We start from the raw sequence: 23683 nt of genomic DNA, 5'->3' as shown, positions 1-23683 counted from the left end.
TTGCCATATGCTTACTCTGATGTCTCCAAAATTTTGACCACTAAGTCTTCAAAACTAATGCCCGCCGCCTTCGCTGCTTTTGGCACTAATGAGTGACTCGTCATGCCCGGAACGGTATTCAACTCAATTAACCAAGCCTGTCCCTGTTCATCCTGCATGAGATCAATCCGACCCCAGCCAGAAGTGCCCAATACATCAAAAGCTTGTTTTGCTAGTGCCTGCATTTCCGCTTCGGCTTCCGGATCTAAACCGCAAGGGCAGAAATAACGAGTATCATCTGACTTGTATTTCGCTTCGTAATCGTAAAACGCGCTATCGGTTTCAACGCGAATCACCGGCAATACCTGACCACCGACAATGGCAATCGTATATTCTTTGCCAGTCACCCATTGCTCTACAAACACAGCAGAATCATGTTTGCGGGCTTCCTGATACGCGAGTGGCAACTGCTCAGCACTCGTTACCTTGCTCATCCCAACGCTAGAACCTTCATCGGCCGGCTTTACAATGAGCGGCAAGCCTAACTCAGCAACCACGGCATCAAAGTCTGTATCATCCTGCAAGATCATAAATGCAGGTGTTTTTAATCCGCAGCCTAGCCAAAACCGTTTAGTCATCAGCTTATTCATGCTGATGGCTGAAGACATAACCCCACAGCCAGTATACGGCATCTGAATCAATTCTAATGCGCCTTGCAGCACACCATCTTCACCGCCACGACCGTGTAAAATATTGAATACGCGATCAAAGCCTTCTGCTTTCAACGTCTCAACGACATTGCGATCAGCATCAATGCCATGAGCATCTACACCTTTAGCTTGTAAGCCAGCTAACACGGCGGCACCACTGTTTAGTGATACTTCGCGCTCAGCCCCCCAGCCACCCATCAAAACCGCGACTTTACCGAATCTGGCTTTCATTATGCTTTACTCCAAGCGGTTAGTTGCTCAGGCAAACCCGCAGAAATCGTACCGACACTACCGGCACCCAAAGTCAGTAATACATCGCCACCCTGAAGCTGGTGGCTTAGGTTTTCTAAAATCTCAGCATTGTCCGCGATAAAGATCGGATCAACCTTGCCGCGATTACGAATCGCACGAGACAGCGAGCGTCCATCGGCTCCCGGAATCGGATCTTCGCTAGCCGCATAGATATCCATTAGCAGCAATACATCCGGTTCAGACAGTACCGTTGCAAAATCTTCAAACAAATCACGAGTACGCGTGTAACGATGCGGTTGGAACAGCACCACCATACGACGATTTGGCCATGCCGTGCGTACCGCATTCATGGTCGCAGCCATTTCAGTTGGGTGATGACCATAATCATCAACCAACATCACTTTGCCGTTTTTAGTCTCAAGATCGCCATAACAGTTAAAGCGACGCCCCACTCCTTGGAAACGTAGCAAGCCACTCTGGATAGCTTCATCGCTGACACCAATCTCAGTCGCAACAGCAATCGCTGCCAGTGCGTTTTGTACATTGTGCTCGCCCGGCATATTCAACACGATATCTAATGTTGTGTAGCCTTTACGCTCAACCTTAAAGTAGCTCTGCATGCCGTCGTAGCGTAGATCAACTGCACGCACATCGGCATCGTAGTGGATACCGTAGCTCACAACGGTACGCGTCACTTCTGGCAGAATCTCGCAGACATGCTCGTCATCAATACACATCACGGCAATGCCGTAGAATGGCAGGTGATGTAAAAACTCAACGAACGTGGCTTTCAGCTTTTCAAAGTCACCACCGTAGGTCGACAAGTGATCCGCATCGATATTGGTAACAATCGAAATCATCGGCTTTAGTAACAAGAATGACGCATCACTCTCATCCGCTTCGGCAACCAGATATTCACCAGTTCCTAAGCGTGAGTTACTCGCCGTACTATTAAGCTTGCCGCCAATCACGAAGGTTGGATCTAATCCGCCCTCCGCTAATAAGCTAGTTACCAAACTGGTCGTCGTGGTTTTACCGTGAGTACCAGCCACGGCAATGCCGTTACTGAAGCGCATGATCTCAGCCAGCATTTCAGCACGAGGTACTACCGGAATGCCGTTCATCTTAGCCGCTGCAACTTCAGGGTTGCTATCGTTCACCGCTGATGAAATCACCACCACGTTTGCGCCTTCGATATTCTCAGCCGCGTGCCCAATAAACACTTTTACGCCTAAATCTTTTAAGCGGTCGGTCATCGGGCTTTGTGCAATGTCAGAGCCTGTCACCCGGTAACCCAGATGAGAAATAACTTCGGCGATACCGCCCATGCCCGCACCACCGATGCCGACAAAGTGAATTTGTTTGATGCGTCTGCGGGCCAATTCGTTTGCTGGCTTCATGCTACAACCTCTGTGTTAAACGTATAGTTCGCCATTTCGGCTACAATCGCAGCGACTGCTTCGGTCGCATTCGGACGAGCCAATTCACGGGCTTTTTCACCCATCTGTAATAAGCGCTCTGGCTCCTGAGTCAACGACTGCAGATGCTGCGCCAGATACGAAACCGTCAAATCAGACTGTGAAACCAAAATTGCCGCGCCATTTTCTGATAGATACAAACCGTTAGCGGTTTGATGGTCATCCACTGCATAAGGATAAGGCACCAAAATTGACGCCAGACCGGCTGCCGCCAGCTCGGTCACTGTTAGTGCCCCTGAGCGACAAATCACTAAATCAGCCCAGCCATACGCTTCGCCCATGTCTTCAATAAACGGGGAGACGGTCGCCTCAACCCCAGACTTAGCATATTGCTCGCGGGTTGATTCATCCTTATTTTTACCAGCTTGATGGCGAACTACTGGGCGCATTTCTGGTGCGAGTTCCGCCAATGCTTGTGGCACAGTTTCATTCAGTGCCTGAGCACCTAAGCTGCCACCAATAATCAGCAAATGCAGCTGCGAGTCATCCCGCTTCATGCGCTCAGTTGGAGCTGGCAAACTGCTAATATCTTGACGCACCGGATTTCCCACTGGCACAGCTTTATTGCCTGCCTGATGAAATGTTCCCGGAAAGCCTTCTAATACTTTGCGGCTAAACTTGCTCAGTAAACGATTGGTTAAACCTGGAATTGCATTCTGCTCATGGATAATGACGGGAATGCCCATCAAGGAGGCAACCAAACCACCAGGACCTGCTACAAATCCACCCATACCCAATACCGCAGCTGGCTTATGCTTTTGCATAATGCGAACGGATTGGTACAAGGCTTTCACCAAACGAAACGGTGCCAGCAACAAAGTAGTAATGCCTTTACCGCGTAAGCCAGTCACTTCCAGCAATGCCATCTCGATGCCTGCTTCAGGAATCACACGTGCTTCAAAGCCTTTTGGCGTGCCCATCCAGACCACTGGAATATTCTGCGCCTGCAGCGCACGCGCCACGGCAAGGCCAGGGTAAACATGGCCACCGGTACCGCCAGCAGTAATCAGAACTGGACGCTTATTTTCCACGAAGCAACCCTCCTGAACGGCGCTTATTTAATTTACGAGCCGGCTTTTCCGGAACCCGACGATTTGAAACGGTTTGCTTTCGCTGCTTTTCACGCTCCAGCTCTTTATCTGACAAGCCGAACAAAGCAATTTGAGTATCGCGATGCACTCGCATTAACAGAGCAATGGCAATCATGGTGCTTAACAAACTACTACCACCATAGCTTACGAATGGCAGCGTCAAACCTTTTGGTGGCAACACTGCAAGATTCACACCGATATGGAACAGCACCTGAAAACCAATCCAGAAACCAATGCCATACGCCACATAAGCGCCATAGTGCAATTTCGCCTTATCTGCATTAAAGCCAATCACGAATGCACGCTGCACAAACCAGCCAAACAAGGCCAGAATGAACACGATACCGATAAATCCAAACTCTTCTGCCAGCACCGCAAACACATAGTCATTATGCGCTTCTGGTAGATAAAATAATTTTTGTACGCTGCCGCCTAAACCAACACCGTACCAACCGCCATCACCGATACCCATCAACGAGTGTACGGTCTGGTAGCCTTTATCCTGCGCATGCTCCCATGGGTTCATAAACGCAATGACACGCGCCAGACGATAACCACCCATCATAATGATGCCGACCATGCCACCCACTGCCAGCACAAACAACAGCAGTAAACGATGCAATTTGACGCCACCTAAAAACAGCATCGATAAGCCAGTTGCCGTGATCATGATCAGACTTCCAAAGTCAGGCTGCAGGATCAGTAAAACATCGACTAAAACAATCACAATCAACGGTAAAAACAATGGCTTGATGGCTGCTGATTCTGCCAGAGCCTTACCATGACGAACTAAGTAACCCGCCATGTACAAAATCACACTGACCTTCGCCATTTCAGAGACCTGAATGGACATTGGCCCCACACCCAACCAACGGGTACTACCATTAACCTCACGGCCTAAGACCAATACAGCAACCAGCATCAGCAAAATCGGGATCAGAATTAATGGCCCCATGCCCTGCCAAAATGACATGCGAATTCGGTAGGTAACATAAGCTACCACCGAGCCGATCAGCAAAAACATCACCTGACGATTCAGATAGAAATAAGCCGTACCATAATTCTTTTCAGAAATTGCGACTGAGGCAGAGGTCATTACCACTGTGCCAAACGCCATCAACAACATAATATTGATCAGCAATGCACGATCAACATAGCGCTCCCACTCAGGAAAAAAATCGGCAAGAACGCGCGTTAACATAACACCACCTGTTTAACCGCCTCGACAAACACTCTGCCGCGATGCTCATAACTATCAAACATATCAAAACTGGCACAGGCCGGAGATAACAATACATTGTCACCAATCTGCGCCAACAACTTAGCTTGCTCTACGGCATCCAACATATCGGTCGCAAACACGATAGGGATGTCGCCTTTTATGCTTAAGGCAATCAGCTCAGCATCTTCACCAAACAACACTACCGCCCGCGCATACTTTTGTACCGCATCGGCTAGTGGTGTGAAGTCTGCCGCTTTACCTTGCCCGCCAGCTAACAACACTGTTTTGCCATTCAGGCCATGGAGCGCCGCAACAGTTGCGCCGACATTGGTACCCTTGGAGTCGTTGTACCAATGGATTCCATTGTTCTCACCAACCCATTGCGTGCGATGTTCTAAGCCTTCAAACGTCTTTAGCACTTCTAAACAAGGCTTGAGCGGAATACCCGCAGCATTGGCTAATGCCAGAGCGGCTAATGCGTTCACTAAGTTATGACGACCCGGCAATTTAACATCAGCGCTCTTTAATAACTTTTCACGGCCACGTGCTAAAAACAGCTGATCACCTTCGCTAATCAAGCCATATTGGCCCTGCTCTGGCGCATCAAAACCAAAGCTAACGACACCGCCACCTTTAGCCATTGCCATCACGCGTTCATCATCACGGTTAACTACTTTAATATCGCAATGATCATAAATTCTTGCTTTAGCCGCTGCGTAAAGCTCAATTCTGTTCGCATAGCGATTCAGGTGATCTTCAGTGATATTCAAAATGCAGGCCGCACGGCAATGTAGATTACTGGTGGTCTCTAGTTGAAAACTGGATAACTCCAACACATACAACTCAACATTTTTCTGCTCAAGTAAAGCCAATGCGGGTAAGCCAATATTTCCACCGGTCGCTACCCGTATTCCTGCCGCTTTTGCCATGCAATCCAGCAAACTGGCTACCGTGGTTTTGCCATTAGAGCCAGTGACTGCCAAGATTGGCGCCTCGGCTTCACGCGCGAACAACTCCACATCGCCAACGACTTCAATGCCTAAGGAACGGGCTTTTTCAATCTCAGGCGTTGCTAATGCAATACCTGGATTGATCACCAACAGCTTCGCCTGACACATAATGTCTGCATCGAACTTACCGTAGTAGCTCGGTACGTCCGGAAAGTCCTTAGCCAAGACATCAGCAGATGGAGGCGTTTCACGAGAATCCATAACAGCAAAGTCGATGCCCTGAGCCGATAAATAGCGAGCCACTGATAAGCCTGTCTTTCCCAGACCGACAATGAGTGTATGCCAATTTACCTGCGTTGCTTGCTGCATGATTTAACGTACCTTAATTGTTGCTAAACCAACCAAAACCAGAACGATAGTAATAATCCAAAAACGGACAATTACTTTCGGCTCTGCCCAGCCCTTCAATTCAAAATGGTGATGAATCGGTGCCATCCGGAAAATACGCTTGCCGGTCATTTTAAATGAGCCAACCTGCAAAATTACGGACACCGCTTCCATCACAAACACACCGCCCATAATCGCCAATACGATTTCCTGACGGACAATGACTGCAACGATGCCAAGACCAGCACCGAGTGCCAGCGCGCCTACATCGCCCATAAATACTTGTGCTGGGTAAGTGTTAAACCACAAGAAGCCTAAGCCAGCCCCGAAAATCGTGGCGCAGAACACAACCATCTCACCCACACCTGGCACATATGGAATTCCCAAATATGCCGCAAATACACTGTTACCGCTCAAGTAAGCAAATACGCCTAAACCCGCTGCAACCAAAATCGTCGGCATAATTGCCAAACCATCCAAGCCATCTGTCAGATTGACCGCATTACTGGAGCCAACAATCACTAAGTAGGCCCAAGGAATGAAGATCCACCCCATCTCAAAGAACAAATCTTTGAAGACCGGAATAAACAAGGTCGTTTCAGTGGCAGAGCCGGCCTTCATATACAGCACCATGACGCCAATCAGCGCAACAAATGACAGGCCTGAATACTTCCAACGTGCCGCCAAGCCTTTGCTGTTACGGTACTTAAGCTTTAGGTAGTCATCTAAACCACCAACCACACCCGAGCCCAAAGTAACGAACAGGGTCACCCAAACGTAGTAATTGCGCAGATCGCCCCACAGTAACGTAGAGATACCGATCGACAATAAAATCAGCGCGCCACCCATGGTTGGGGTGCCCGCTTTAACTAAATGTGTTTGCGGACCATCGTCACGCACACTTTGACCAATCTTCATCAGCGTTAACCGACGAATCATTAATGGCCCCATCGCCAGACATAAACCCAGCGCGGTCAAAACTGCCAAAATACCGCGTAATGTCAGGTATTTAAAAACACCAAAAAAACTGTAATGGTTAGCCAACCATTCAAAAAAACCAACCAGCATCAGTTACGTCCCCCGTTAACTGAATCGGTGGCTTTTAAGGCCTCAATCACCCGTTCCATACGCATACTGCGAGATCCTTTCACTAAGATTGTCATATTATTTTTCATTGTTGCTTTTAACGAATCCAACAGCGGTTCAAGCTCATCAAAGTGCTTCGCCGCTGCGCCAAAGGCATTGGCTGCGTGTACGCTCTGCGCACCCAGGCAATACAGTTGGTCGATGTCCCGCTCACGGGCATGTGCGCCCACTTCCTGATGAAGCTCGGCAACATTCTCACCAAGCTCACCCATATCACCTAACACAAACACCTGTTCGCCAGCGCTAAAACCCGCTAATACATCAATCGCTGCTTTAGCTGATGATGGGTTAGCATTGTAGGTATCATCAATCAACAGCGTGTCTTGCTGTCCTGCTAATGGTGCTAAGCGTCCTTTGACCGGTTGCAATGACTCCAAACCCTGCTTGATTTGCGCTAAGGTCGTGCCAATCGCTAGTGCGGCAGCCGCAGCGGCCAAGGCATTTCGAGCGTTGTGTTCGCCCAGCAGTTTCAGCGTTATTTCAACTGGCTCCTGCTGATAATTAAGAACCAACATCCCTGTTGGAGTAGCCTTTCCTTGTACGGTGGCGGCATTTTGAGTGCCGAAACTAATGACCTGACGCGATGTATTACAGCCATACCAATAATCTGCGTAAGTATCGTCTGCATTAATAATGGCAATGCCATCATCGCTCAGGCCTTGAAAAATCTCTGCTTTGGCACGGGAAACCCCTTCAATACTGCCAAAACCTTCCAGATGCGCGGCACCTGCATTATTCAGAATCGCCACATCCGGCTTTGAAATCGCAGTCAAAAACGCAATTTCATGAAAATGGTTTGCGCCCATTTCGATTACCGCGAAATCATGTTCTTCGCGTAATCGCAATAGGGTTAATGGCATGCCTAAGTCATTATTGAGATTACCTAGCGTTGCCAATACCGACCCCCTGACCGATAAAATCGCACTTAGCATCTCTTTAACCGTGGTCTTGCCATTACTGCCAGTTAAGCCAATCACTGGCTTAGTAAACTGCTGACGCCATGCTGCTGCAAAATCCGCAAGCGCTTGACGGGTATCGCTCACCACAACCTGTGGCAGGTCACACTCAACATACTGATGAACCAGTGCCGCACCGGCTTTACCAGCTAAATCAGCGACAAAGTCGTGCGCATCAAAACGCTCGCCTTTGATTGCGATAAATAACTGGTCCGCCGTAACGCTTCTAGAGTCTGTAGCGACAGAGTCGATACTTAAATCGTTACCGTGCAACACGCCATTAGTCATTTTGGCGATATCAGAAAGCATCCAAGTCATGACGCCATCTCCTGTATTAAGGCAGTCAGCGCCAATCGAATCTGCTCGCGATCATCAAAGTGCTGTGCCACACCTTGAATTAATTGCTCTTGCTCATGGCCTTTACCGGCAACCAGCACCACATCACCGGCTTTAGCTTGTTGAATAGCCAAGCGAATTGCAGCAGCGCGATCATGTTCAATCGTCACAGCTTCTGGCTTTTCAAAGCCTGCAACAATATCCTGCATAATCAGCTTTGGGTCTTCATTGCGTGGATTGTCATCCGTGGCAATTACCACATCTGCTTTCGCTTCAGCAACAGCTGCCATTAAAGGACGCTTGCCTGCATCGCGGTCACCACCGCATCCAAATACGCAAATCAGGCGACCACGGCAATGTACCCGCAGCGCCGATAACACCGACGACAATGCGCCCGGTGTATGCGCATAATCCACAACCGATAAAAACGGCTGAGACGCTGCAATGGTAATTTTCTCAATGCGGCCAGCAACGGTAGTCACTTGCGACAGGGCCGCAACCGCATCACTTGCGCTGTAACCTAGCCCCAGCAGTCCGCCCGTGGCAGCCAGTAAGTTACTGAGGTTGAAGTCACCCAATACACCCACTGACAGTTTCAATGCCTGCCCTTGCCAGTGAATGGTTGCCTTTAAACCCTGATGGTCATAATGCGGCTCGGTCGCGATTAACGTATCTGCCGGATAATCTGCTAGTTCGCCAATGGCATAAGCAATGGTTTGCGTTGGCAGAGTAACCAATGTATCAAACAGCTTCTGACCAAATTCATCGTTCAAATTAAGCACGGCTACCTTTGGCACATGCTCAATAAATAATTTCGCTTTTGCAGCGGCATATGCCTCAACCGTTCCATGATAATCGAGGTGATCACGGGTCAGGTTAGTCAATATCGCTACATCAAATGCTACGCCAGCTACTCGCTGCTGATCTAAAGCATGTGAAGAAACCTCCATCGCCACACAGCGACTCCCTCGCGTACTGAGACGTTGGAGATTCTGATGAACGGTGATCACGTCGGGCGTAGTGTGTGTCGCCTTTTCCAGCGCGCTGGGGTTACCTATTCCGAGTGTACCGATCACTGCACACGAGCCGCCGCTAGCATTCATTGCCTGCGCCAGAAAGTGGCTTACAGAAGTTTTTCCGTCGGTTCCTGTAATCCCGACAATCTGCAGGTCATGACCGGAGTGGTTATAAAGACGGGCTGCAATTCCGCCTAGGCTTGCTGGTAAATCTTCAATTGCAATTAGAGGAACCGCTAATTCAGGAACCTCAATATTCGCATCATAATCCCAAATCACTGCCGCAGCGCCACACTCAACCGCTTGCTGCGCATAGGCTAAGCCATGCTCACGTGTACCGCTCAATGCGACAAATACAGCACCTTCGCTCACTGCGCGACTATCCAAAGTCATTGCTGAAACAGACAACTGTGGAGCTGCATCGCGTACACCGGAAACACCATCAAGCAATGCACTTAATAACATCGTCATTAAGCACCTCCCTTTTTAGTGCCGCCAGATCCGGCTTGCGCAGGTAAATCATCCGGTGGAATATCCAGAACGCGTAAGCTGTTAGACATAATTTTGGTGAACATCGGAGCCACCAAACGGCCACCGGTTGCACGCTCAACCTGAGGCTCATCCAACATCACTGCCACGATCAACCGTGGATTGCTGGCAGGAGCCAAACCAATAAAGCTCACAATGCGGCGACGTGTGTCATAACGCTTATTCAAAAACTTGTACGCTGTACCAGTTTTACCCGCCACTGTATAGCCATCAATCATTGCGCGCTTACCGGTTGCGTCATCAGCAACTACCGCCTTCAACATACGCAAAACCGCACGTGCATTTTCAGGGCGCATAATCTGACGACCAACTGGAGCACCTTCAAGCTTTAGCAGTTTTGCCGGATACATAATGCCACCATTGGCGAACATGGTATAAGCCTGTGCCAACTGCAATAAACTCACCGACACACCATAGCCATAACCATGTGAGGCTCTATCTACACTGCCCCAGCTATCGTAATAACTGAGCAAACCATCTGTCTCGCTTGGAGCACCCGAGTCTGGACGCAAACCAAAACCAATCCGGTTTAAAAATTTCCACTGCTCTTTAGCATCCATCAACAAAGCGACTTTACTGGCGCCTACGTTGCTGGACTTGGCCAACACCATATCCAAGGTCAAATCGCCATAATCACGCGGGTCGCTGACTTTGGTTTTACCCAACATCAGATAGCCAGGCGCTGTATCAATCAGCACATCAGGTCCAAGAACGCGTGCTTCCAAAGCAGCTGCAATAGTCAAAGGCTTAATAGTTGAGCCTGGCTCAAAGGCATCCATTACCGCACGATTTCGGTAATTTTCAGGCTGCAATGAGCTACGTGCATTTGGATTAAAGCCCGGCATATTGGCCATCGCTAACACCTCACCGGTATGCGCATCAAGCACTACAACGGAGCCCGCTTTAGCGCTTAACTGAGTCACTTGCTCTTTAAGCACTTTATAAGCTTGATATTGAATCCGGCGATCAATGCTCAAATTCACATCTTTACCGGGCACCATGCGATCAATCTGCTCAACGTCTTCAATTAAACGTGAGGCGCCATCCTGAATAACGCGCTTTTTACCTGCGCGACCAGCTAGCTCAGTGTTCATTGAGCGCTCAATGCCTTCTACACCACTATCATCAATATTGGTAAAGCCAACCACATGAGCAACGGCTTCCGCCATAGGATAGAAACGACGATACTCGTCATTGGAACCAATGCCGGGAATATTTAAATCCTGAATTTCCTGCGCCTGCTCTGGTGACGTTTGACGCACCAAGTACACAAAGCTCCGACGCTTATTGTCATCCAGCAGCTTGCTCAACTCACCGTCAGACATGCCAAGAATGACTTCAAGCTTGACCATATTAACGTCTAGCTCGTCCAACGCATTGCGAGCTTCATCCGCTACGGCTCTGTCATCGCTAGCCGCTTTCTTAGTCAATGAATCGCGCGTTGCAAAAAACTTACGGGGATTACTCCACACCGACTCAACGGGAGAACTGATTGCCAGCGCCTCGTCATTGCGATCTAAGATCATGCCGCGGTATGGCGGAATGGTCATCGTACGCATTTGACGTTTATCCGCCTGCTCTTGCAGCCAAGTTTGCTGGAAGACTTCCAGATACCCGGCACGCAGCAATAACACCACCATACCAGCCAGCAACACCAATAATAATGTTAGGCGTCGCCCCCGATAAACCGGTGGAATTACAGTGGATTGTTTAGCTCTGCGACTCACTCTTTAATAACCCTAATATCAACAGCCCGTGGAATATGCATTCCGAGTTCCCGCCGTGCCTGTGCTTCAACACGAACTTCGTTTAAATCGGTACCTTGCTGCAATTTCAAACGACTCCATTCCGCCGTCAAAATATTGCGTTGTTTCTCTACTTTTTGTGCCTCAACAAACAAACCGCGCGTGTAGTTACGCTGAACAACCACTTGAATCGCAGTGAACACGACACCGACATATAGCGAGACTAATAAAATTAATCGCCAATGCTTCATGCCCAACGCTCCAAAATTCGCATGACTGAACTACGTGAACGCACATTTCCCGCCACTTCATCCTCATCCGGCTTCAGTGCTTTTCCGATCGTACGAAACGGTGGAGCAATGCTTGAGTCTAAAATCGGCATACCACGTGGAATCGATGGCGGTGTGGATTTCAATTTAAAGAAACGCTTTACCATCCGGTCTTCCAAGGAGTGGAAACTAATCACTACCAAGCGACCATCGATCGCCAGGTCATCCACGGCTTCTGCAATACAACGCTCCAAATCACCCAACTCTTGGTTGATGAAAATCCGGATCGCCTGAAAACTTTTAGTCGCAGGATGCTTGCGTCCATGAAATTTACGAGGAACCGCTTCGCTAATTAAGTTAGCCAGCTCTAATGTTGTAGTCAGTGGCTTAGTTTCGCGGCGCTCGGTAATCTTATCGACAATCCGGCGTGCAAAGCGCTCTTCACCGTACTTCCAAAGCACGGCAGCGATTTCAGCAGGCTCAGCAACAGCTAACCAGTCCGCCGCAGACAAACCCTGCTCCGGATTCATTCGCATATCTAAGTCGCCATTGCGCTGAAAGCTAAAACCACGGGCGGCATCATCGATCTGTGGGGAGGAAACACCCAAGTCTAATAACATGCCCGCGACCTTGTTGCCGAAGCCGGAATTCTCCAGTGCCTGCCGGTAGTCGGCAAAACTGCCGTGAAAGACATACACCCTGCTATCATCTGCTGCCAGTTGACGGGCAATGGCAATCGCTTGCGGGTCTTTATCGACCACGATCAGGCGTCCGTTATCCCCCAGACGGTCCAATATCTTGCGCGCATGACCGCCACGGCCAAATGTGCCATCGATATAAAGCCCGTCAGGATTAACCGACAATGCCTCTACGGCAGCGTCTAGCAACACTGTTACATGTTGATACTCTTCAGCCATGTAGCCTGCTTCCTGATTTAAAATGAAATACCATCTAGTGCGTCATCGGTTTCGAGAGAAGCTTGTGCCTCAGCAATCCAGAGTTTCCGTTTTGCCAACCAAGTCTCTTCATCCCATAATTCAAACTTATTCATCTGCCCCACCAATACCGTTGCCTTATCAATATTGGCGTATTCCCGTAACGGAGCAGGTATGCGAATCCGACCCTGTGAATCTAAGTCCACCTCTTCGGCGTGCCCTAGCACTAAACGTTGTAGATTCCTTACACTAGGCTTCATGTTTGGGAGCTTCCGAAGCGTATTTTCAACTTCAAGCCACTCATCCATGGCATAAACCAGTAAGCAATAATCGGTGTGGTCCGCCGTTACAATCATTTGACCAGATGCTTTTTCCCGAATCGACTCACGGTAACGTGAAGGAACCGCGATACGGCCCTTAACATCAACATTGAGATTGGATATTCCACGAAACATGTGTTTTTTTCCGATTCAGAGCGAGTGACTTTTTCGGAAAATACCACAATTCCCCACTTCACCCCACTTTTCGCCAATATAGCTACGGAAGACCCATAGGTCAACACAGTTTTGCTAAAAACTTATAGAAAAGACAAATACTTAGATGAACTGCGAGTAGAAAAACCTGAATAATTCTGAGTTTATTGCTGAAATACAGATGGGTGTCGAAAAGACTTAAGAAAGAACATCATGAAAACCCGCTAAGTGCAGGAAATATGTGTAAAAATATTGCGTCTGCTTACTAAGCAAACAAATATGAAAGGATTCGAGTTGGCCGATAAGCCGGGTTCTGTCTTGGACAGTCATTCATCTGTATATACGTCACCGCATATCTCAAGCAACCTACCCGGATACAGTACGGGTCGCACCATCGTATCCCTATTTGGTCTTGCTCCGGACGGGGTTTACCTTGCCACAAACTGTTACCAGCTGTGCGGTGCGCTCTTACCGCACCCTTTCACCCTTACCACTTACGTGGCGGTCTTCTCTCTGCTGCACTTGCCGTCAGCTCACACTGCCCAGAAGTTATCTGGCGTCCTACCCTATGGAGCCCGGACTTTCCTCCCAACGCAGGTCGAAACCTGAATTGCGCGACTGCCTGGCCAACTCGATCGCGCACTGTAACAAACTTCTATCCTGATTCATAGATCACGCAAGCTCATTGCGAGCTTATAACAGTGATTTTTATTCTCACCAGTGATCTTAGCCGCCAATCCCGCACTTTGTTTAACTGACAACTCATCCATTAATAGCTTCAGCAAAGGCTCCAATGCCATACCTTGTGTCGCGCTGGTGGGGAGCGCGCCCTGCACCATCAATACAAACTCTCCACGTTGATGATTTGAGTCTGCTTGTAGCCACGCGAGCAACTCCGCAGCCGTACCAGAGAACAACTCTTCAAACAACTTAGTCAACTCACGCGCCAACACCACGCGCCGATCAGCTTCAATCACTTCGCACAAATCAGCCACCGAAGCCTCAATACGATGGCTCGACTCATAATAGACTTGGGTACACGTTTGCTGGGTACGATCCTTAAAGACCTGCTTACGCCCACTGGACTTAGCCGGCAAAAAGCCCTCAAACACAAAACGATCCGTTGGTAAGCCTGCAACCGACAAAGCAGCAATAATCGCGCAAGCGCCCGGTAGCGGCACGACCTTTAAACCGGCTTCACGCAAATGCTGAACTAAATGATAACCAGGGTCACTGATCAGAGGCGTACCGGCATCACTAATCAAGGCCAAACTCTCGCCCGATTGCAAAAACTCCGTTAACTGCTGCAAACGATCCCGTTCATTGTGATCATGCAATGCCACCAGCGGCTTTTGAATACCAAAGTGCGTCAGCAGCTTCTTACTATTACGGGTATCCTCAGCGCAAATCCGATCGACCCCTGCCAGCACTTCCAATGCGCGATGTGTAATATCACCCAGATTACCAATCGGCGTCGCCACCACGTATAAGGTGCCTGACTCAATCTGCATACCGTGTTTCCCGTAAAAGTGCTGAATAATAAAAGGCCGTGCTAAAATTCCCGCTAATAATAACAATAGGAAAGCATGCCATGAACGAACGGCACTATACACCAAAAGCCTCAGCTGCGGCGACTAGCCGACAGCTTAAGGGGGAACAGGAGGAGCAAATTGCCTGCGAGTTTCTGCAAAGTAAAGGACTGCAGTTAGTCGAGCAAAACTTCCTTTGTCGCATGGGCGAAATCGATCTTATTATGCAAGATAAAACTGGCTTGATATTTGTCGAGGTGCGTTACCGTAAAAATGCACAATACGGTGGAGCAGCCGCTAGTGTTACTCGCAGCAAACAACGCAAAACAATCCGCACGGCACTTTTCTATCAACAGAAATATTATCCGAAAAGCTGTATGCGTTTTGACGTGATCGCGATTGAAGGCGATAATGCGCCACAATGGTTTCCCAGCGCATTTGATGGCTTTTAAGGACACCACCCCACCCACTTTCAGATGCGACTACCCATGCCCGACACTCCAGAACAGCCAGCGACTACAACCGACGCCGACCTTCAGCACGAACAAAACCTTGTTGATTTTTTTCGTGAAGCCGCGCCTTACATCCACATGCACCGAGGCAAGACCTTTGTTATCGCGCTCTCCGGCGAAGTATTGCTGCATCCTGCGATTGGTGAGCTGCTAAGTGATGTCGCGATTCTCTCAACACTGGGCGCAAGAATTATTCTGGTGCATGGCGCACGCCCGCAAATCGATGCACAGCTCAGCTCCCGCAACCGCAGTACACCCTTTCACAACGGCTTACGGATTACCGATACCGATGCGTTGGAAGATTCCAAAGCCGCCATCGGCGCGGCACGCCTGGAAATTGAGAACCACCTAAACCGTGCACTTAATCGTCCACCGATTGTTAATAATAGCCTTGGTGTGATCTCCGGTAACTTCATCACTGCCAGACCACTAGGCGTAATTGATGGCATCGACCATATGCATACCGGCAAAGTGCGCAAGGTCAATCACAAGCTACTGGAATCTTTGATTTCACAAGATAATATTATTCTGCTGTCGCCACTGGGCTACTCGCCGACCGGGCAAATTTACAATGTACTGTTTGAAGAAGTCGCTAACGTCACTGCTAGCAAGCTAAATGCCGACAAGCTGATTTTTGTGCATGACAACGACGACTTACCTCTCCTTCCAAGGCAGCTCAACATGAAACAATTGAGTGCTTTGAAAACGACGTATGAAGACCGGATCTTTCAGGAAATTAGCAATGCGCTACAAGCAGGGGTTGAACGTGCGCATGTCGTGGATATGGATATTCGCGGTGGCTTATTACTAGAGCTTTATACGCGCGACGGTATTGGCAGCATGTTTAGTAGCGGCTTGTATGACGAGCCACGTGATGCGGTGATTGACGATGTTGGGGGGATATTGGACCTGATTCGGCCATTGGAAGCGGTTGGCACACTAAAGAAGCGCTCGCGGGAACAACTGGAGCTGGAGATTGGGAATTTTAGTGTTATTGAGCGGGATGGGAAGATTATCGGCTGTGCAGCGTTGTATTTGATTGAGGAGACTGATGCGGCGGAGTTGGCGTGTTTAGCGGTGCATGAGGATTATCGGACGGGGAAGCGTGGCGTGGACTTAGTTAGTCATATTACGGAACGAGCTAAGACATTAGGCGTTAAGAGTTTGATTATTTTGACGACGCAGTCGATAGACTGGTTTAGGGAGCGGGGGTTTAAGCTGGAAACGATTGATGCACTGCCTGGGTCACGGAAGTCGCTTTATAATGCTCAGAGAAACTCTAAGGTGATGGTTAAGGAAATTCAGTAGAAAAGCGCGATGAGCCCACCGACTCAAGCCATGCATGACACTTATGACATTGCTGCTAATATAAAATATAATTAGGCCAACTCTGTGCTATTGGAATACGCATACTAGCCACCACATTGAGAGCGCATATAAAGAACATTAAATACATAATGGCAACGTCAATACTAAACCTAGAAACGGCTATTTATAAAAAACAATTTTGAGTCAGAAACATTAAGACTTAAAATTCAATTATCACTCTGATTTTTAAGTAAAAATATCTTCTAGCTATGCTTAGTAGAACAAAAACACCTAAACCTGAAAAACAACGATGAACCGTCAAGAACCACATCACTGTAAAATAAGAGCCCTTTACTAGACACTCTTAGGTTAATTACTATTTGCATAGCACATCATTCTGTTCGCTACTGATAGCGAATTGAACTGAGAAGCCTTAGTGGATTATTACCATCTGAGATTCCAGATAGAGTTTAACTTTAGGGGTGCGAAACAACATTGGGGACTGGATTAGCACCCCCCCTATCCTTGATCAGATTCACGCGGTTAAGACCGCAACTAATGGCGAAGCTATTTTTTAAGAGATACAAATTACTTTATTAGATTCAAAGTCTCATTTATAGTCTGACCTACTCAGAATAAAAGTGACTCCAATGTTAACTAACTACAGAATAGAACCGTGAATATGAAGAAACATACCCATCTAAAACAGCTGGAATACGAGAGCATTCAAATTCTTCGGGAAGCTGCCGCAGAAGCGGAAAACCCAGTCATGCTCTACTCGGTAGGTAAAGACAGCGCTGTTATGCTGCACTTAGCGAAAAAGGCATTTTTCCCTTCTCCTCCACCTTTCCCGTTGTTACACGTTGACACTACCTGGAAGTTTCAAGAGATGTATAAGCTGCGCGACAAGGCAGCTAAAGATGCAGGCATGGAGCTACTGGTTCATAAAAACCAAGAAGCGGTAGATAAGGGCATCAACCCATTTGATCACGGTAGTCTGCACACAGATATGTGGAAAACAGAAGGTCTTAAGCAAGCACTAGACAAGCACGGCTTTGATCTTGCTTTTGGTGGTGCTCGCCGTGATGAGGAAAAGAGTCGCGCTAAAGAGCGTATCTTTTCTTTCCGTAGCAAGAACCACGGATGGGATCCTAAAAACCAGCGTCCAGAGCTTTGGAGCTTATACAATACTCGCAAAAACAAAGGTGAGTCTATTCGTGTATTCCCACTATCTAACTGGACTGAGTTGGATATTTGGCAGTACATCTACCTTGAAAACATTGAGATCGTTCCTCTATACCTTTCAGAGATGCGTCCGACAGTTGAGCGCGATGGCATGTTAGTAATGGTTGACGATGATCGCTTCCAACTTGAGCCAGGCGAAGTACCTGTTGAGCGCTCTATCCGATTCCGTACCTTGGGTTGTTACCCGCTGACAGGTGCTGTTGAGTCAACAGCTAAAACATTGCCAGAAGTCATTCAAGAAATGCTACTGACGACAACATCTGAGCGTCAAGGTCGAGCGATTGATAAAGATGCATCTGCGACAATGGAAAAGAAAAAACAAGAGGGATATTTCTAATGAGTGATAATGCTTATCGCCCAGACGCGCTCATCGCCGAGAACGTTGAAGAGTACCTTAATACACACCTTGAAAAGACGATGCTGCGTTTTATTACCTGCGGCTCTGTTGACGACGGTAAATCAACACTGATTGGTCGTCTGCTTTATGATTCCAAAATGATCTTTGAAGATCAGCTTGCTGCACTAGAAGATGAATCAAAAGCGGGTGGTACTCAGGGACAAGATATTGACTTTGCTCTATTAGTTGATGGTCTTGCAGCAGAACGTGAACAAGGTATCACGATTGATGTTGCCTACCGCTTCTTTGCCACTGAAAAGCGTAAGTTCATCGTCGCTGACACACCGGGCCACGAGCAATACACGCGTAACATGGTGACTGGTGCATCTGACTCACAGCTAGCAGTGATTCTTATTGATGCACGTAAAGGCATCTTGACGCAAACTCGCCGCCATAGTTATTTAGTGAACTTGCTGGGTATCAAGAACATTGTGTTGGCAGTCAATAAGATGGATTTGGTTGACTACGACCAAGCGACTTATGACAAGATTGTTTCAGACTATCGTGTATTTGCTGACTCTATTGGTATTGCTGAGTTTACGGCTATGCCTATCTCCGGCTTTAAAGGCGATAATATTGCCTCAGTCAGTGAAAATACGCCGTGGTATAGCGGCCAAACACTGATGAGTCACTTGGAAACCGTTGATGTTGGTGAAGATACAAGACAAAGCGGCCCGTTACGTTTTCCTGTGCAATGGGTTAACCGTCCTAATCTTGATTTCCGTGGCTTTTCTGGACAAATTGCGTCGGGTATTGTTAAGCCTGGTGACGAAATTAGAGTATTGCCTTCTGGTAAAACATCAACCATCAAAAGCATTGTTACGATGGATGGGGACTTGGAACAGGCTTCAGCTGGCGCATCTGTTACGCTGACGTTTAACGATGAGATTGATTGCTCACGCGGTGATGTTATTTGTGCGGCAGCTGATCCTGCAGAGGCTGCTGACAGCTTCGAAGCTACTTTGGTTTGGATGGATGAGCACGAGATGCTACCGGGTCGCAGCTATGTGATGAAGATCGGTACTCAATCGGTTAATGCGACTGTTCAGCACCCTAAGTATCGTGTTGATGTTAACTCTATTGAGCACCTCGCGGCAAAAACACTGCAACTGAATGATATCGGTGTTTGTTCATTAACGACTGACAAGCGTGTGGTGTTTGAGTCTTACAATGACATTGCGCGCGGTGGACATGAGCTAGGTGGCTTTATCTTAATCGATAAGATGACTAACGCGACTGTTGCAGCTGGTATGCTTAATTTCGCTTTACGCCGTAGTGACAATGTTCATTGGCAGGCGACCGAAATTGACCGTACTGCGCACGCTAACCTGAAGAACCAAAAGCCGGTCGTGCTGTGGTTTACAGGTCTATCTGGATCAGGAAAGTCTACTATTGCTAATGAGGTTGAGATAAAACTAAACCTTATGAATAGACATACGTTCTTGCTTGACGGAGACAATGTGCGTCACGGTCTTAATAAGGATCTAGGTTTTACCGAAGCTGATCGTGTTGAAAATATTCGACGCATTGGTGAGGTGTCTAAACTAATGGTAGATGCTGGTCTTATCGTGCTGACTGCATTTATCTCACCTTTCCGTAGTGAGCGCAGAATGGTACGTGAGATGCTACCTGAGTCGGAGTTCGTTGAAATTTACATTGAGACGCCACTAGAAGTAGCTGAAAAGCGTGATGTGAAGGGCTTGTACAAAAAAGCACGTGCGGGAGAGTTGAAAAACTTCACTGGTATTGATAGCCCTTACGAAGCTCCAAACAACCCGGAAATTCGTTTGGATACAACAAACCAAACTCCGGAACAAGCAGCTGACAAGGTTATTGCTTGGTTATTTGGTAAACCAAGCCAGTCGTAATGGTTTTATCAGCCCAATTTCAACTTTTGTTGAAGTTGGGCATTTAGTGTATTGGTATGTTTTTTTAAAAAGGATTGTCTCAAATGTCCCACCAACCAATTACGGAACTGTATGTCTCCCCTGAAAGTGCACAAAAACTTAAACTGGAAGCTGCAGACCTGCCATCATGGGATCTGACTCCTCGTCAAATTTGTGACCTTGAGTTATTAATGAATGGTGCCTTTAATCCTCTGAAAGGATTTTTGACACAAAAAGATCATGACTCTGTTGTTGAAAACATGCGCTTAGCCGATGGCTCACTATGGCCTATGCCGATCACGTTAGATGTTTCGCAAAAGTTTGCAGATTCTATCGAAACCGGTCAGGACATTGCTCTACGCGACCAGGAAGGCGTAATTCTGGCTGTTCTGTCGATCTCTGATAGCTGGACGCCAGATAAGTCCCTTGAGGCTGAAAAGGTATTTGGCGCAGATGACAGCGCTCACCCTGCAGTAAACTACCTGCACAACACGGCTGGCCCGGTTTACTTAGGTGGTGCTATTACCGGTATCCAGCAGCCTATTCATTATGACTTCCGCGGTCGTCGTGACACGCCAAACGAGCTGCGTGCTTATTTCCGCAAACTGGGCTGGCGTCGTGTGGTTGCGTTCCAAACCCGTAACCCTCTGCACCGTGCACACCAAGAGCTGACATTCCGTGCCGCTAAAGAAGCTCAGGCTAACTTGTTGATTCACCCAGTTGTGGGTATGACTAAGCCTGGCGATATCGATCACTTTACTCGTGTTCGTTGCTACGAAGCGGTTTTGGATCAGTACCCATCCGCGACCACTACGTTGAGCCTGCTAAACCTGGCGATGCGTATGGCTGGCCCAAGAGAAGCAGTTTGGCACGGTTTGATTCGCAAGAACTATGGCTGTACTCACCTAATTGTTGGTCGTGACCACGCAGGCCCGGGCAATAACTCTCAAGGCGAAGATTTCTACGGTCCTTACGATGCGCAAGATCTGTTCCGCAAGCATCAGGAAGAGATGGGCATCGAAATGATTGACTTCAAGCACATGGTTTATGTGCAAGAGCGCGCTCAGTATGAAGCCGCTGATGAAGTTGAAGAAGGCACCACCGTACTGAATATTTCTGGTACTGAACTGCGTCGCCGTCTGGCTGAAGGCCTAGAGATTCCTGAGTGGTTCTCATTCCCAACAGTAGTACAAGAGCTGCGTCGCTCTAAGCCACCTCGCGCTAAGCAAGGCTTCACTGTGTTCTTTACTGGCTTCTCTGGCTCAGGAAAATCCACTATTGCTAACGCATTGATGGTCAAACTGATGGAGATGGGTGGTCGTCCGGTGACATTACTGGATGGTGATTTGGTTCGTAAAAACCTATCATCTGAACTAGGCTTCTCTAAAGAGCATCGCGACCTGAACATTCGCCGCATTGGTTATGTTGCATCTGAGATCACTAAGAACGGCGGTATTGCGATCTGTGCGCCTATCGCGCCTTATGCAACCACTCGTCGTGCTGTTCGTGAAGATATCGAGACGTTTGGTGCATTCCTTGAAGTTCACGTTGCGACGACTATCGAAGAGTGTGAGCGCCGTGACCGTAAAGGCCTGTACAAGCTGGCTCGCGAAGGCAAGATCAAGGAGTTCACAGGGATCTCTGATCCTTATGATGTTCCGGTTAACCCTGAGCTAGTGATTGAGACTGAGAATGTTGATGTGGACAACTGCGCACATCAAGTACTTCTGAAGTTGGAGAGCATGGGTCTGATTAACTAATCATTCCTCCCTGCCCCAAACGAAGCAGGCCGGTACTGATTTCACTCAATACCGGCCGGTTTCTTTTTTACGACTTGCCAATTACGGCATTACTCTAACTTAGGCAAGCTTATGGTTGCCTACCTGGATAATCTTCATCTGGTTCGTTCCACCATCACGCCCCATCAGATCACCTTTAGTCACAATCACGTTATCGCCTTCAGCAACCACTTTTTCTGCCAACAAGTGATCAACCACCACGCGGTTGGCCACTAGTGGGTCAGTCAATGGCTCTTTCAGGATAACGGGATAGACACCGCGATACAGACTAACCAAACGACAAGTCTTCTCGTGAGTCGTTAGTGCAAAGATTGGAATGCCTGAACTAATGCGTGACATCCAACGTGCGGTTGAGCCCGACTCGGTTAATGCACCAATCGCTTTGATATTCATGTGATTCGCAGCATACATGGTCGCCATCGCAATCCCTTCGTCCACACGCTCAAAATGCAGGTCCATACGGTGCTTAGAGACATTAGAGTCGCGTGAACGCTCTGCCTGCTCACAAATCTCCGACATGATCTCAACGACTTTATACGGATGCTTACCAACGGCTGTTTCACCAGATAGCATCACCGCATCTGTACCGTCGATTACCGCATTAGCAACATCGAATACTTCAGCACGGGTTGGGATCGGGTTATCGATCATTGTTTCCATCATCTGCGTGGCAGTGATAACAATACGATTCAATGTGCGGCAGCGGTTAATGATGTTCTTTTGAGTCAGCGGCAAGTGCGCATCCCCAATTTCTACACCCAAATCACCACGAGCAACCATCACCACGTCAGAGGCGATAATGATCTCATCCAGCACTGGCTGATGAATCACTTCAGCGCGCTCCAGCTTAGACACCATGGCCGCATTTCCACCCGCTTCATTCATCAAGCGACGTGCGTAGTGCATGTCTTCTGCGGAGCGTGGGAAGGAAACAGCCAAAAAGTCTACTTCGATGGCTGCGGCAGTTTTGATGTCCTGAATGTCTTTCTCAGTCAACGCATCTGCAGATAAACCACCGTTACGACGGTTAATGCCTTTGTTGTTAGACAAGATGCCGCCATTAACCACTTCACACTCGATGCGGTTACCAACGACGCCTTTAACCAAAAACACTATACGGCCATCATCCAGCAACAACTCATCGCCAGCATGCACTTCTTGTGGCAGTGTTTTGTAAGTCAGACCTACCGCATTTTGGTCGCCGTCGTTCACACCCATATCGGAGTCAAGAAAGAACTGATCGCCCGTGGCCAGCTCAATCTTACCCTCTTTAAAGCGGTCAATACGGATTTTAGGGCCTTGTAAATCGCCTAAAATTCCAACGGTACGCCCAAGCTTTGCAGCAGCATCGCGTACCATTTTCGCACGATGCGCATGCTCTTCAGGCGAGCCGTGAGAAAAGTTTAATCGAACTACGTTGACACCGGCAGCGATTAGTTTTTCGATACTCTCAGGTGTATCCGTAGCGGGTCCAAGTGTGGCTACTATTTTCGTTCGTCTCATAGCGTCTATT

19 protein-coding genes and 1 other RNA gene are annotated in these 23683 nt (G+C 48.1%); 5 read left to right on the top strand and 15 right to left on the bottom strand.

Annotated features, from left to right (window positions below; genetic code table 11):
* Positions 1-11 precede the first annotated feature (11 nt).
* The 14 genes from LEUMU_RS0102090 to rsmI all read right to left on the bottom strand — a co-directional run bounded on the left by LEUMU_RS0102090 (position 12) and on the right by rsmI (position 15005).
* Positions 12-920: a D-alanine--D-alanine ligase gene (locus tag LEUMU_RS0102090; RefSeq protein ID WP_022950625.1), complete on the bottom strand. Its 909-nt coding sequence runs from the start codon at positions 918-920 to the stop codon at positions 12-14.
* Positions 920-2341 (bottom strand): UDP-N-acetylmuramate--L-alanine ligase, encoded by a 1422-nt coding sequence (murC, locus tag LEUMU_RS0102085; RefSeq protein WP_022950624.1) that lies wholly within the window; start codon positions 2339-2341, stop codon positions 920-922. The genes LEUMU_RS0102090 and murC overlap by 1 nt, the downstream gene beginning before the upstream one ends.
* Positions 2338-3450: an undecaprenyldiphospho-muramoylpentapeptide beta-N-acetylglucosaminyltransferase gene (gene murG, locus LEUMU_RS0102080; RefSeq protein WP_022950623.1), complete on the bottom strand. Its 1113-nt coding sequence runs from the start codon at positions 3448-3450 to the stop codon at positions 2338-2340. Before murG ends, murC begins: the two co-directional genes overlap by 4 nt.
* Positions 3440-4711 (bottom strand): putative lipid II flippase FtsW, encoded by a 1272-nt coding sequence (ftsW, locus tag LEUMU_RS24240; RefSeq protein ID WP_022950622.1) that lies wholly within the window; start codon positions 4709-4711, stop codon positions 3440-3442. The genes murG and ftsW overlap by 11 nt, the downstream gene beginning before the upstream one ends.
* Entirely contained in the window at positions 4705-6051 is a 1347-nt protein-coding gene (murD, locus tag LEUMU_RS0102070; protein WP_022950621.1) for a UDP-N-acetylmuramoyl-L-alanine--D-glutamate ligase, read from the bottom strand. The genes ftsW and murD overlap by 7 nt, the downstream gene beginning before the upstream one ends.
* A 3-nt stretch (positions 6052-6054) precedes the next feature.
* A complete protein-coding gene (gene mraY, locus LEUMU_RS0102065) occupies positions 6055-7137 on the bottom strand; it encodes a phospho-N-acetylmuramoyl-pentapeptide-transferase (RefSeq protein WP_022950620.1) in 1083 nt (360 codons plus the stop codon).
* Positions 7137-8489, bottom strand: coding sequence for a UDP-N-acetylmuramoyl-tripeptide--D-alanyl-D-alanine ligase (locus LEUMU_RS0102060; protein ID WP_022950619.1), 1353 nt, complete (start codon positions 8487-8489; stop codon positions 7137-7139). The genes mraY and LEUMU_RS0102060 overlap by 1 nt, the downstream gene beginning before the upstream one ends.
* The gene (locus tag LEUMU_RS0102055; protein ID WP_022950618.1) at positions 8486-9994 is read right to left on the bottom strand and encodes a UDP-N-acetylmuramoyl-L-alanyl-D-glutamate--2,6-diaminopimelate ligase; all 1509 of its coding nucleotides are present in this window, start codon (positions 9992-9994) and stop codon (positions 8486-8488) included. Before LEUMU_RS0102055 ends, LEUMU_RS0102060 begins: the two co-directional genes overlap by 4 nt.
* Positions 9994-11799 (bottom strand): peptidoglycan D,D-transpeptidase FtsI family protein, encoded by a 1806-nt coding sequence (locus LEUMU_RS24235; protein WP_022950617.1) that lies wholly within the window; start codon positions 11797-11799, stop codon positions 9994-9996. Before LEUMU_RS24235 ends, LEUMU_RS0102055 begins: the two co-directional genes overlap by 1 nt.
* The gene (gene ftsL, locus LEUMU_RS0102045; RefSeq protein WP_022950616.1) at positions 11796-12068 is read right to left on the bottom strand and encodes a cell division protein FtsL; all 273 of its coding nucleotides are present in this window, start codon (positions 12066-12068) and stop codon (positions 11796-11798) included. Before ftsL ends, LEUMU_RS24235 begins: the two co-directional genes overlap by 4 nt.
* Positions 12065-13003 carry a 16S rRNA (cytosine(1402)-N(4))-methyltransferase RsmH gene (gene rsmH, locus LEUMU_RS0102040; RefSeq protein ID WP_022950615.1) on the bottom strand — a complete coding sequence of 313 codons (939 nt, stop codon included), beginning with the start codon at positions 13001-13003 and terminating at the stop codon, positions 12065-12067. The genes ftsL and rsmH overlap by 4 nt, the downstream gene beginning before the upstream one ends.
* Before the next feature lie 17 nt (positions 13004-13020).
* Positions 13021-13476 (bottom strand): division/cell wall cluster transcriptional repressor MraZ, encoded by a 456-nt coding sequence (mraZ, locus tag LEUMU_RS0102035; RefSeq protein ID WP_022950614.1) that lies wholly within the window; start codon positions 13474-13476, stop codon positions 13021-13023.
* A gap of 304 nt (positions 13477-13780) precedes the next feature.
* Positions 13781-14128, bottom strand: an RNA gene (rnpB, locus tag LEUMU_RS28430) — RNase P RNA component class A.
* Between the two features lie 31 nt (positions 14129-14159).
* Positions 14160-15005, bottom strand: coding sequence for a 16S rRNA (cytidine(1402)-2'-O)-methyltransferase (gene rsmI / locus LEUMU_RS0102030; protein ID WP_022950613.1), 846 nt, complete (start codon positions 15003-15005; stop codon positions 14160-14162).
* An 80-nt stretch (positions 15006-15085) separates the two neighbouring features.
* Between rsmI and LEUMU_RS24230 the strand changes: the two genes are divergently transcribed.
* From LEUMU_RS24230 to LEUMU_RS0102005, 5 genes are all read left to right on the top strand, one after another.
* The gene (locus LEUMU_RS24230; RefSeq protein ID WP_022950612.1) at positions 15086-15475 is read left to right on the top strand and encodes a YraN family protein; all 390 of its coding nucleotides are present in this window, start codon (positions 15086-15088) and stop codon (positions 15473-15475) included.
* A 36-nt stretch (positions 15476-15511) separates the two neighbouring features.
* Complete coding sequence (gene argA / locus LEUMU_RS24225; RefSeq protein WP_022950611.1) at positions 15512-16843, top strand: amino-acid N-acetyltransferase; 1332 nt, start codon at positions 15512-15514, stop codon at positions 16841-16843.
* A gap of 682 nt (positions 16844-17525) precedes the next feature.
* The gene (cysD, locus tag LEUMU_RS0102015; protein WP_022950610.1) at positions 17526-18425 is read left to right on the top strand and encodes a sulfate adenylyltransferase subunit CysD; all 900 of its coding nucleotides are present in this window, start codon (positions 17526-17528) and stop codon (positions 18423-18425) included.
* On the top strand, positions 18425-20353 hold the full coding sequence (gene cysN, locus LEUMU_RS0102010) for a sulfate adenylyltransferase subunit CysN (RefSeq protein WP_022950609.1): 1929 nt from the start codon (positions 18425-18427) through the stop codon (positions 20351-20353). The genes cysD and cysN overlap by 1 nt, the downstream gene beginning before the upstream one ends.
* A gap of 83 nt (positions 20354-20436) precedes the next feature.
* Entirely contained in the window at positions 20437-22131 is a 1695-nt protein-coding gene (locus tag LEUMU_RS0102005; protein ID WP_022950608.1) for a bifunctional sulfate adenylyltransferase/adenylylsulfate kinase, read from the top strand.
* Positions 22132-22230: 99 nt separating this feature from the next.
* Here LEUMU_RS0102005 and pyk read toward each other — a convergent pair whose 3' ends face one another.
* Positions 22231-23673, bottom strand: coding sequence for a pyruvate kinase (gene pyk / locus LEUMU_RS0102000; protein ID WP_022950607.1), 1443 nt, complete (start codon positions 23671-23673; stop codon positions 22231-22233).
* Positions 23674-23683 lie beyond the last annotated feature (10 nt).

This window comes from Leucothrix mucor DSM 2157 (assembly GCF_000419525.1).
Lineage (GTDB): Bacteria > Pseudomonadota > Gammaproteobacteria > Thiotrichales > Thiotrichaceae > Leucothrix > Leucothrix mucor.
This window is presented reverse-complemented; position numbering and strand designations above follow the sequence as displayed.